Source organism: Streptococcus infantis (assembly GCF_019929575.1).
Classification (GTDB): domain Bacteria; phylum Bacillota; class Bacilli; order Lactobacillales; family Streptococcaceae; genus Streptococcus; species Streptococcus infantis_L.
The window spans coordinates 18360-28850 of record NZ_JAHZPU010000023.1 but is presented as its reverse complement, the minus strand read 5'-3'; the positions used below and the strand labels follow the sequence as shown (position 1 = coordinate 28850).

At 40.5% G+C, this 10491-nt stretch carries 12 protein-coding genes; 1 reads left to right on the top strand and 11 read right to left on the bottom strand.

Annotated elements, in window-relative coordinates; all coding sequences use genetic code 11:
* Nucleotides 1-133: 133 nt before the first annotated feature.
* The 6 genes from recA to K1I67_RS07520 all read right to left on the bottom strand — a co-directional run bounded on the left by recA (nucleotide 134) and on the right by K1I67_RS07520 (nucleotide 6182).
* Nucleotides 134-1288, bottom strand: coding sequence for a recombinase RecA (recA, locus tag K1I67_RS07545; protein WP_045762591.1), 1155 nt, complete (start codon nucleotides 1286-1288; stop codon nucleotides 134-136).
* Nucleotides 1289-1329: 41 nt separating this feature from the next.
* Nucleotides 1330-2598, bottom strand: a complete 1269-nt coding sequence (locus K1I67_RS07540) for a competence/damage-inducible protein A (RefSeq protein WP_223339470.1) — start codon at nucleotides 2596-2598, stop codon at nucleotides 1330-1332.
* A 79-nt stretch (nucleotides 2599-2677) separates the two neighbouring features.
* Entirely contained in the window at nucleotides 2678-3715 is a 1038-nt protein-coding gene (lytR, locus tag K1I67_RS07535; protein WP_025171292.1) for a glycopolymer--peptidoglycan transferase LytR, read from the bottom strand.
* A 4-nt stretch (nucleotides 3716-3719) separates the two neighbouring features.
* A complete protein-coding gene (locus K1I67_RS07530) occupies nucleotides 3720-4241 on the bottom strand; it encodes a GNAT family N-acetyltransferase (RefSeq protein WP_223339469.1) in 522 nt (173 codons plus the stop codon).
* Nucleotides 4231-4674 (bottom strand): tRNA (adenosine(37)-N6)-threonylcarbamoyltransferase complex ATPase subunit type 1 TsaE, encoded by a 444-nt coding sequence (gene tsaE, locus K1I67_RS07525; protein ID WP_223339468.1) that lies wholly within the window; start codon nucleotides 4672-4674, stop codon nucleotides 4231-4233. Before tsaE ends, K1I67_RS07530 begins: the two co-directional genes overlap by 11 nt.
* Nucleotides 4675-4760: 86 nt before the next feature.
* Nucleotides 4761-6182, bottom strand: coding sequence for an NCS2 family permease (locus K1I67_RS07520; protein WP_223339467.1), 1422 nt, complete (start codon nucleotides 6180-6182; stop codon nucleotides 4761-4763).
* Between the two features lie 195 nt (nucleotides 6183-6377).
* Here K1I67_RS07520 and K1I67_RS07515 point away from each other — a divergent pair, with 195 nt between their 5' ends.
* A complete protein-coding gene (locus tag K1I67_RS07515; RefSeq protein WP_223339466.1) occupies nucleotides 6378-7190 on the top strand; it encodes a Cof-type HAD-IIB family hydrolase in 813 nt (270 codons plus the stop codon).
* Nucleotides 7191-7318: 128 nt separating this feature from the next.
* On the opposite strand, the gene K1I67_RS07510 is transcribed toward K1I67_RS07515, so the two are convergent.
* The 5 genes from K1I67_RS07510 to K1I67_RS07490 all read right to left on the bottom strand — a co-directional run bounded on the left by K1I67_RS07510 (nucleotide 7319) and on the right by K1I67_RS07490 (nucleotide 10480).
* Nucleotides 7319-7756: an SP_0198 family lipoprotein gene (locus tag K1I67_RS07510; protein ID WP_223339465.1), complete on the bottom strand. Its 438-nt coding sequence runs from the start codon at nucleotides 7754-7756 to the stop codon at nucleotides 7319-7321.
* A gap of 95 nt (nucleotides 7757-7851) precedes the next feature.
* Nucleotides 7852-9090, bottom strand: a complete 1239-nt coding sequence (locus K1I67_RS07505) for a bifunctional folylpolyglutamate synthase/dihydrofolate synthase (RefSeq protein ID WP_223339464.1) — start codon at nucleotides 9088-9090, stop codon at nucleotides 7852-7854.
* A 379-nt stretch (nucleotides 9091-9469) separates the two neighbouring features.
* Complete coding sequence (locus K1I67_RS07500; protein ID WP_223339463.1) at nucleotides 9470-9775, bottom strand: DUF1292 domain-containing protein; 306 nt, start codon at nucleotides 9773-9775, stop codon at nucleotides 9470-9472.
* Between the two features lie 15 nt (nucleotides 9776-9790).
* On the bottom strand, nucleotides 9791-10210 hold the full coding sequence (ruvX, locus tag K1I67_RS07495; protein WP_223339462.1) for a Holliday junction resolvase RuvX: 420 nt from the start codon (nucleotides 10208-10210) through the stop codon (nucleotides 9791-9793).
* Nucleotides 10211-10213: 3 nt separating this feature from the next.
* Nucleotides 10214-10480, bottom strand: a complete 267-nt coding sequence (locus K1I67_RS07490) for an IreB family regulatory phosphoprotein (RefSeq protein ID WP_000507060.1) — start codon at nucleotides 10478-10480, stop codon at nucleotides 10214-10216.
* Between the last annotated feature and the right edge of the window lie 11 nt (nucleotides 10481-10491).

The window sequence follows — 10491 nt, the reverse complement described above, 5'->3', positions numbered from 1 at the left end:
CGTCAGCTTCACCTTGCCGTACTCAAGTACAGCCTGCGGCTAGCTTCCTAGTTTGCTCTTTGATTTTCATTGAGTATCAGTTCTTTAGTCCAAGATAACAGAAAAGTGGGGATTCCTCCGCCACTTTTACTTTTTAATCTTCAATTTCGATTTCAAGATCATCGCCAAGGTCAAGAGTCACTTCTTGATTAGCTACTTCTGATTCCGCAGGTGCAACTTTTTCATCAGCTACTGCATCATCTTCAATCAAGCCAAACTTGACACGAACTTGGTGGTCAATCTCATCAAAGACTTCTGGGTGATCTGCCAAGTATTTCTTAGCATTTTCAGAACCTTGACCGATCTTTTCGTCTTTGTAAGAATACCATGCTCCTGCTTTCTTGATGATGTCAAGATCACTTGCAATCTTCAAAAGCTCACCAGTTCTTGAAATTCCTTCACCATACATGATTTCAACAAAGGCTTCTTTAAATGGTGGAGCCACCTTATTTTTAACAACCTTAATCTTGGTTTCCTTACCTACGCTCGTATCTTTTTGATCACCAGTTCCCTTGATTTGTGTGCTTCCACGAACATCCAAACGGACAGAAGCGTAGAATTTAAGGGCACGTCCACCAGGAGTTGTCTCTGGATTACCAAACATAACTCCTACTTTTTCACGCAATTGGTTAATGAAGATAGCGATTGTCTTAGTCTTATTAATAGAAGCTCCGAGTTTACGCATAGCCTGGCTCATCATACGAGCTTGAAGACCAACGTGGCTATCTCCGATATCTCCATCGATTTCTGCACGAGGTACAAGGGCAGCAACTGAGTCGATAACAACAAGATCAACTGCACCTGAGTCAATCAATTTCCCAGCAATTTCAAGACCTTGCTCACCTGAATCTGGTTGTGACAAGAGCAATTCATCGATATTAACACCAAGCGCTGCTGCATAGGCTGGATCAAGAGCGTGCTCCGCATCGATAAAGGCAGCAATTCCGCCTTCTTTTTGCGCTTGCGCTACCGCATGAAGGGCAACCGTTGTCTTACCTGATGATTCTGGCCCGTAGATTTCGATGATACGTCCCTTTGGATAACCACCTGATCCGAGTGCGATATCAAGAGCCAAAGAACCTGAGCTCATCACTTGGACCTTTTGCTCTGCACGTTCACCCAAGCGCATGATTGATCCCTTACCGAAATCTTTTTCAATCAATTTAAGGGCATCGTTTAGGGCTTTTTCACGATCAGCACCAAATTTTTTGCCAATTTCGTCTAATTTTTTTGTTGGTTTTTTCGCCATTATATTCTCCTGTATTCTAATAGTCCTTAGACCTTCTTCTATTATAACAAATCTCCAGCACTTAATAAAGCTTTGCGAACTAGGTTAAAGGCATGTAAGACTGCAATTTCTCGCACATCTGCACGACTTCCACCTGCGATATTGGCCTGGATAACTTCTGTCCCCGAAACTTGCGCCAAAGCGATAAAGACGGTACCTGCTGGATGTCCTTCTAGACTATCTGGTCCAGCCACTCCTGTCAAACTAATTCCAAAATCTGACTGGGTCTTGATTCGTGCCTGTTCAGCCATTTTTTCAGCAGTAAAGGCTGAGACGACTCCGTGTTTTTCCAATTCAGCATGTGGAATATCAAGCATCTTAGCTTTTTCTTCAAGGCTATAGGTCACAAAACCACCTTTAAAGATAGCAGATACACCTGAGAAATCAGCCAAAGTAGCTTGAAAAAGACCTGCAGTCAAGCTTTCTGCTGCAGTGATAGTTTTCTTTTGCTTTTTCAACTCTTCTACTACCAGGCTAGCCAAGCTGGTTTCTTCCCCATAGCCATAGCAAATTTCTCGAAGTGAAACACCCTCAAAAGTTTCTCTTTCAAGGATTTTTTGTTCTAAAGTATCTAGAACACGATCCGCTTCTTCTTGACTCTTAGCCTTGGTCGATAAGCGAAGCGTCACTTCCCCAGTTTTAGCATAAGGTGCCAAGGTGGGATCCGTCTGCTGGTCAATCAAATCTGATAGAATGGTCACTAGCTGGCTCTCACCAATGCCAAAGAAACGAAGCACACGTGAATAGAGCTTAGATCCCGTTGTCAATCTTGGAAGCAACTCATTTAAGACCATAGGTTTCAATTCACTTGGAGGTCCTGGTAGAACGACGTAGGTTACCCCAGCCACCTCGATCATGCCACCGACTGCCAGTCCTGTTTCGTTTGGTAATGGAGTTGAACCTTGAACGATTTGAGCCTGGCGTTCATTATTTGGAGTTCTAGCATAGTCTGGTCGATGAGCAAAAAAGTCATCTAGCTTAGCCTGAGCCTGAGGATCAAAAGTCAAGTCACGTCCTAAAAATTGAGCCAAAGTTTGCTTGGTCAAATCATCTTCCGTTGGCCCCAAGCCACCTGTTAAAATAACTAGACTACTGCGATTCTGAGCAATTTCTAACAAGGATAAGAGACGAGCCTCGTTATCTCCTACAGCTGTCTGAAAATAGACATCTACACCGATTTCAGCCAACTTTTCAGACAAGAATTGCGCATTGGTATTGACAATTTGGCCTGTCAAAATCTCTGTTCCAACAGCTATAATTTCTGCTTTCATTTTTTCCTCCTACTTACCTATTCGGATTTCTTTGAAAAAATCGCAGGATAATTCCTACGATTTGACCAATAGTTTCCTATTATTCTAACTCTTCTACTGCAACACTAGTAGATTGAGGCAACTGACCCTGACCATAAAGATTCTCATACAAGACTACGTTAGTCTCCAAATTCGTAACCTCTGGTTGCCCGAGCGAACGGCGTAAAAGATTTTGCATCTCTAACATATGCTCAGATGTCACGATTTGGTAAGATGTCCCTTGAAGCATTGCATCCTCTCCACGCAATTGTTGAGACTCAATATTCTTAAACGAATCTTGATAACCCATCAACTGAGGAATCGTTGTTGTTGTAATCTCGATATTTGTCTGCATATTGTCACTAAGAGCCTTCAGAATCTCTTGATAGTGACTCACACTGTTCAGACTAAGAATCTTCTCAACAACTTTTTGAATCACTTCACGCTGACGTTTTTGACGACCATAGTCTCCTTCTGGATCCTGATAACGCATACGTGAATAAACAAGGGCTTCTTCACCATTTAGCTTCTGTTCACCAACACCGATAGAAATTGTATTAAATGGTTCCTGATCTTGGATAGAGATTGGGAAACCTAGAGTGTTGTTCACTGTAATTCCACCTACTGCATCAACCATTCTTTGAAGTCCATGCATGTTGACCATCACATATCTGTCGATATGGATATTCATCATTTTTTGAATCGTTGAAATAGACAACTCTGCTCCACCATTGGCGTAGGCAGCATTGAGTTTAGCCTCCGTTACACTACCATCTGGTTGCTGAATTTGTGTGAGAATATCGCGCTCCAAACTCATCATGACTGTCTTCTTTGTTTTAGGATTCACTGTCACCAAGATCATTGAATCACTATTACCAGCCCATGGATCTGTACGTTCAACATTCCCTGTGTCCACTCCCATAAGCAAAATCGTCAGAGGTTCAGTCGCTTCAATGACCTTGGTTTCTTCTCCAATTTTTTTATAGGTTTTAGCCAAAGTCTGCGTACTCTGTTGGTAGATCGTATAGGCATAAGCTCCCACACCAAGTACTGTCACAAGAACAAAGCCTAAAAACATTCCGATTATCTTTTTTGCCATACTCTTATTCGTCTATCAGTTGACCCATTAGGTAAACATCTAGAAACTCTCCTCCTTCTATACAAGCACCACGTTCCTGTAATCCTTCTATGTTAAAGCCCATTTTTTCATACAGATGCACCGCAGCAAGATTTCTTTTTTGAACTGTCAATTGTAAACGTCGAATACTACCACTTGATTTGGCCCATTCAATAATTTCTTCCATCAAGATACTACCGAGACCATTTCCCCAGTAAGCTTTTTTTATTCCTAAAAAGACATCTCCAATATGACGGACTCGCGGACGTTGATCAGCTGTTGTATTGATGATTCCTACTAACTCATCATTCAAAAAAGCGAGTAGGGTAATTTGATTATCCGACTGGGCCTGCTTATCCAAAAAATGTTGCATTTCAGACTCACTCATTGCAATCCCATTTTCATCCAGACTGGTAAAACTAGTCTCTTGACCAATTTGATCTAAGAGAGCAATGACCACTGAAGCATCCTGGGCTTCCGCTTCACGGATTAAAAGATCATACTCCATCCGTCAATCCTTTCAAAAGTTCTGTCGCTCTTTGGCCATGAGCATGAAAGACGATTTCTCGGCCCTCATCTTTTTTAAGGATTTCTAACTCCAGATAATCTGATGGAAGATTTTCCCCCAATAGATGTCCCCACTCAATAACCGTTACACCTGAACCAAAAAGGAATTCATCCAAGTCGATAGAATCTGCATCCCCTTCGATGCGATAAACATCTAAGTGATACAAGGGTAGACGTCCTTCATATTCTCTAACAATGGTATAAGTAGGACTCTTAATCATTTGATGAATGCCTAATCCCTTAGCTAGACCCGTTGTTAGCGTTGTTTTCCCAGCACCTAATTCACCAGTCAAAATCAACACATCATTTTTTTCTAACAAGTGCCCTAGGTCTTCCCCAAGTGCAATCAACTCATCTTCATTTTTTGTGTACATGTAATTATTATACCAAAAAGTTTTATTTTGTGATATTTCCATCAACAAAAAAAGAGGAGACTCCCCTCTTTTTTTAGTTTTTGTCATTAGTTAAGAGCCATACTGATGTAGTTCAAGATAAACAAGGCATCCAAAATCCAAATCATGACATGCACATCTTTCACTTGACCTTTGACAACCTTCGTCAAAGTATAAGTTAAGAAACCAACAGCAATCCCTTGTGTGATTGAGTAGCTGAATCCCATAAAGATAGATGTGAAGAAAGCTGGAACAGCTTCAGCCATATCATCCCAAGGAATATTTTTCAAGTTAGAAAGCATCATAATTCCGACGATGATCAAAATTGGTGCAGTTGCAGCTGTTGGAACAATTGCTAGAAGTGGGCTAAAGAAGCTTGATAGGGCAAAACAGATGGCAACAACCAAAGCTGTCAAACCAGTACGTCCACCAGCACCGATACCCGCTGCAGACTCAACATAAGTTGTAACGTTTGAAGTACCTGCAATAGCACCTACTGAAGTTGCCACCAAGTCAGAGTAAAGAGCCTTATCCAATTTAGCTGACTCATGGTTTTCACCACTTGTTGCAATGATACCAACTTTTTCACCAGTACCGATAAGAGTACCGATAGTATCAAAAATATCTGTCAATGAGAAAGCAAGAATGGCCATCAAGGTTTCTGGCAAACGAGAAGTGTTTGAAATCAGAGATCCCAATCCTTCTGAACCAAGAGCAGCACCAAACAAAGTTCCTAGGTCGTTAACTGCTGATGAAAGATTATTGCTTGCAAAGTCAATGCTAGACAAATCAACAAGACCAACAGCAATCGCAAGAACTGTTGTTGTCAAAATAGAAAGGATGATACCGCCTTTGATACCTTTAACAACGAAGAAGATAGTAATAGCAAGACCTGCAAGAGCTACTAAAACAGCTGGAGTGTTGAAGTCTACCAATCCTGGGACAGCTGCTGAGTTTGCAGTAAGTGCCGCTTGAGCCTTATCTGCTCCTTCACCTGCTACTGTATAAGTACCTGGGTCAATCGAGAATTTCAAGAGACCAGCATTCTTAATCCCAACATAGGCAAGGAAAACACCAATACCAGCTGAAATGGCTGAACGAAGAGTTGCAGGAATAGACTCAATGATCATTTTACGAACATTGGTCAATGTAATAATCAACGAAATAATCCCACAGATAAAGACCATTCCAAGAGCTTCTTTCCAAGTATAGCCCATCCCAAATACAACTGTAAATGTGAAAAAGGCATTTAGTCCCATACCTGGTGCTTGGGCATATGGCAAGTTAGCATAGAAAGCCATCATTAAAGTTCCCACAACAGAACCAATGATTGTCGCCAAGAACACACCTTGAACAGGCATTCCTGTTTGTGAGAGCATTTGAGGGTTTACAAAGAGAATATAACTCATTGCAAAGAAAGTTGTTAAACCAGCAAGAACCTCTGTACGGACATCTGTCCCGTGCTCTTTTAGTTTAAATAGTTTGTCCATTTTTAATCTCCTTTGTCATTTTACGAACAATACTACTATTATATCACTAATCATTCACATTTTCAAGCTGTTTTTCCTATTTTTAAAAATTCTTACGAGATATTATTCTTTCTATTCTCGCTTATAGTCAGCTTTTCTTTCAGCTTTTTGATATAATAGGAAACATCTTATCTGAACTAAATTCGGGAGGATTTTATGACTAAAAAAATGATTGCCGTGGACTTAGACGGTACCTTACTTAATGGAGAAAGCAAACTCTCTGACTTTACAAAAGAAACCATTAAAAAAATTTCTAAGAAAGGCCACCATGTGGTTATCGCAACCGGTCGCCCATATCGTATGGCCAAAGATTTTTATGACCAACTTGAACTTGAGACTCCTATGATTAACTTCAACGGTTCGCTCACTCACCTACCTGGTAGGGCTTGGAAACATGAAAAATGCCTTACTGTGGACAAAAAATATCTCTTGGATATCGTGAAACGAAAAGAGGAGATTGAAGCAGACTTTATCGCAGGTGAATACCGTAAAAAGTTTTACATTACAGCACCAGACAAGGAAATTGCAGATCCTAAATTGTTTGGTGTTGAAAATTTTCGCCCTGAAAATCAATTCAAGTCTGACTTAGTGACTAAGGGGCCTAACTGTATTTTATTACAAACTAGGGCAGACGATAAATATGCACTAGCAGAAGAGATGACTAGCTTTTACAAGCATCAGCTTAATATCAATACTTGGGGTGGTCCTTTAAACATCCTCGAATGCGCACCCAAAGGTGTTCACAAGGCCTTTGCCCTTGAATACCTTCTAAATGTCATGAATATAGACAGACAGAACCTGATTGCCTTTGGTGACGAACACAATGACCAAGAAATGCTCTCCTTTGCAGGTAGAGGATATGCCATGAAAAATGCTAATCCCGCTCTACTTTCTTTCGCAGATGAACAGTTGCCACTGACCAACGAAGAAGATGGAGTTGCTCACTTTTTACAAGAAAGATTTCTTTAATTTCACTCATTCTATACTTTTTTGGTGGACTTTATCCACCTTAAAAGTATGGAATTTTTTTGTATTCAAAGTCAACGAGAAAAGGATTTGAACCTTTTTATCCAGATTCAAATCCCTACAAATGATGTCTATTTCTTTAAAACGATACGATCCGAAACCTCACGGTCCATGTCATCGATAATAATCTGGTTCTCTTCTGCCACATAAATCTTGATATCATCTCCAATAAAGACTCTCTGACTTTCTGGTTCGAAGGTTACCTTCTTCACTTCTTGATCTCCGTCCGCTTCAACTTCTGTCCATGTTCCAGTATTTCCAGTAACTACAAGAGTAATGCTATCACCCTCGTCTTGCCCCTTATAGGTCCCATCTATCTTAGTAGCTGTGTCAGCCGTTGAACTGGTAGTAGAACTAGAAGCGCTGGTTTCTGATACTTGACTAGTGCTCACTTCAGAACTAGTACTTGCTTGGGATGAAGATGCCGGCTTCGTTGTTGACGAACAAGCAGCTAAGAGACTAAGACTTGCCACAGTAGCAAGAGACAGTGTAAATTTTTTTAGTGACATAATATCTCCTTTCTTTCTGGAGCTAAAGGCAGAAAAACTGCAGAACCATTCCACCTATACTATATCAAACAAAGGAAATAAGGTCAATCAACCAACTATATTTTTATAAGGTAGGCACGAACTTCAGATATAAAATAGAGGGAACCTGTCACAAAAAGCAAGTTCTTCTCCCCTGCAGAAGCTTCAAAGTCATCTATAAAATCTCGATATGAGGAAACTCTATGATAGTCACTCAAATCTTGGTCGTCCAAGGAATCCTGATAGTCAAAACTCGTCACATAGAGAGCTGTATCAGGTAAATAATCTGTCAAATAAGTAAGCATTCCACTATAATCTTTTCTCTTCAAAGCACCAAAAAGGATTTGTGGATGATAACCTTGCTGGATTTTCTCCTGAACAAATTCAACCAATCGCTCTAAAGCCGGTAGATTATGGGCGCCATCTAGATAAATGTGCTCTGTAATAGCTTCTAGACGCCCCGCCCAGTTAGTTGTTTTCAAGGCACGCCGGATGGCTTCTTGATTGACCACCTCACCTCTCTGATTCATAAATAACAGAAATGCTTGCAAGGCAAGGGCAGCGTTCTCCTCTTGATAAGCTCCTTCTAAACCTAGTTTTAATTGGTTCAAGTCCACTAGAGAAGAAGAAAAATGTCCAGATTTGAAAGAAAAATCTCGGTCAGCTTGGTAGAGAGTTACATCCAAATCATTGGCAGTCCTTTGACAAACAACCTGTGCTTCCGGTGTTAAGTTGGAAATAACAGCTGACTTACCTGGTTTAAAAATACCTGCTTTCTGTTCAGCGATTTCTTCCAAACTATTGCCCAAGGTCTCCTGGTGGTCGCGGCCGATCGATGTAATAAGTGAGATTTCTCCAGTTACCACATTAGTCGTGTCCAGTAAGCCACCAATTCCAACTTCTAATAGAACTAGATCCACCTCTTGTTCTTTAAAATAAAGCAAAGCAATCACGGTTAACAACTCAAAAAAAGACAATTGGTCATGTGTTTCTAAAAGTCTTTGCTCCATTTTCTTAACTTGATTTGCCAAACGGATAAAGTCTGCGTCCGATATCGGTTGACCATTGATACAAATCCGATCATGGATGCTAACAATGTGGGGCGAAGTAAAGATTCCAACCTTCTTGCCATGAGAAACAAAGAGTTCCCTCATAAAGGCAATGGTTGACCCCTTTCCATTTGTCCCTGTCACATGGATAATAGGATAGGTTTGCTCAGGATTTCCCAGTAAGTTTACCGCTCTCTGCATCCGCCCCAAACCTGATCTAAAATTCAAACCGATTCGACTATGAAGCCATTCTTCAACTTCAAACATATGTATCTCCTTAATAAAAAAGGCGATAGGACAGAAATCGATTGACGAATTCTCGATTTCGTAGTCCCAGCCCCGCGAGGCTTCAACAATTCATTTGATTGTTGAAGGTTGCGGATAGAAAAAATGAAATTTTCACCAAAAAGTACAATCAGCTACTGTGTCAACATTTGATGACTAATAAAAAGTGAGGTTGGGATTTTTATCCCAACCTCTTACCTAATTAGCTAATCCCTAGCTAGATTTTATTTCCATATGAACTAAAAATGTTCCCCGGACTTACCAACTCTCTCTTATTTCAAGGAGCTGGGCTGATACAGTCTACCAGACTACCTGCGTTTCTAATTTCTAGCGCAGGGCTAAAAACGTCCACTGGACGTTTTTACTCCTCCATAAAGCTGTTGAAGACTTCTTCAATCATGTTCCATTCATCTTCTGAATCTTCAGGGATTGGTTGCAATTCGCCTTCTGTTCCATCTTCATTTTCGATGAATGAGTATGCTTGGATTTCGACTTCGCCGTTTTCATCTTCTTCTGCGTTAACTGGTACAAGAAGAACATAGTTTTTACCAAATTCTTCTTTTCCGTCAATAGTCAAAAGGATTTCAAACAAGGTTTCATTTCCCTGCTCATCAACAAGTGTAATTAATTCACGTTCTTCGTGATCATGGTTGTGATTGTGTGACATATTTTCTCCTCTGTCTTAAAATTTTCTATCTAAATAATTTTGCAAAATCAATTGAGCGGCTAGTTTATCAATAACTTTTTTACGCTTATTGCGACTAATATCTGCTTGCTCAATCAACATACGCTCTGCAGCAACCGTAGTTAGGCGTTCATCTTGATACTCTACTGGTAGACCAAAGAGTTCTTCTAGTTTGGCTCCATAGGCTTGACTAGCTTCCACGCGCGGTCCACTGGTATTGTTCATGTTTTTAGGCAAACCAACAACAAAACGGTCTACCTTATAGGTATCAACGAGCTCCTTGAGGCGTTCAAAACCGAACTCTCCTTGTTCTTCATTGATTTGAATAATTTCAAGCCCTTGTGCCGTAAAGCCTAACGGATCGCTAATTGCCACTCCTACCGTTTTGGAACCAACGTCCAATCCCATAATTCTCATAGATTATAGATCGACTCCTTGTCCTTTAAGGTAGTAGCGAACCAATTCTTCAACGATTTCATCTCGCTCATACTTACGGATTTGATTTCGTGCATTGTTATAACGAGGAACGTAAGCTGGGTCTCCACTGAGAACATAGCCCACGATCTGATTAATAGGGTTATAGCCCTTTTCGTTCAAGGAAGCATAGACATCTGTCAATGTTTCGCTGATCTCTTTTTTATTGGAATCATCCAATTTAAAACGTACGGTTTCTTCAGTAAATCCCATTCTAACACCCT

Bases quoted from the DNA above. Each gene is read 5' to 3' on its own strand.
- recA (WP_045762591.1), bottom strand. From the start codon at position 1,288: ATGGCGAAAAAACCAACAAAAAAATTAGACGAAATTGGCAAAAAATTT.
- K1I67_RS07540 (WP_223339470.1), bottom strand. From the start codon at position 2,598: ATGAAAGCAGAAATTATAGCTGTTGGAACAGAGATTTTGACAGGCCAA.
- lytR (WP_025171292.1), bottom strand. From the start codon at position 3,715: ATGGCAAAAAAGATAATCGGAATGTTTTTAGGCTTTGTTCTTGTGACA.
- K1I67_RS07530 (WP_223339469.1), bottom strand. From the start codon at position 4,241: ATGGAGTATGATCTTTTAATCCGTGAAGCGGAAGCCCAGGATGCTTCA.
- tsaE (WP_223339468.1), bottom strand. From the start codon at position 4,674: ATGTACACAAAAAATGAAGATGAGTTGATTGCACTTGGGGAAGACCTA.
- K1I67_RS07520 (WP_223339467.1), bottom strand. From the start codon at position 6,182: ATGGACAAACTATTTAAACTAAAAGAGCACGGGACAGATGTCCGTACA.
- K1I67_RS07515 (WP_223339466.1), top strand. From the start codon at position 6,378: ATGACTAAAAAAATGATTGCCGTGGACTTAGACGGTACCTTACTTAAT.
- K1I67_RS07510 (WP_223339465.1), bottom strand. From the start codon at position 7,756: ATGTCACTAAAAAAATTTACACTGTCTCTTGCTACTGTGGCAAGTCTT.
- K1I67_RS07505 (WP_223339464.1), bottom strand. From the start codon at position 9,090: ATGTTTGAAGTTGAAGAATGGCTTCATAGTCGAATCGGTTTGAATTTT.
- K1I67_RS07500 (WP_223339463.1), bottom strand. From the start codon at position 9,775: ATGTCACACAATCACAACCATGATCACGAAGAACGTGAATTAATTACA.
- ruvX (WP_223339462.1), bottom strand. From the start codon at position 10,210: ATGAGAATTATGGGATTGGACGTTGGTTCCAAAACGGTAGGAGTGGCA.
- K1I67_RS07490 (WP_000507060.1), bottom strand. From the start codon at position 10,480: ATGGGATTTACTGAAGAAACCGTACGTTTTAAATTGGATGATTCCAAT.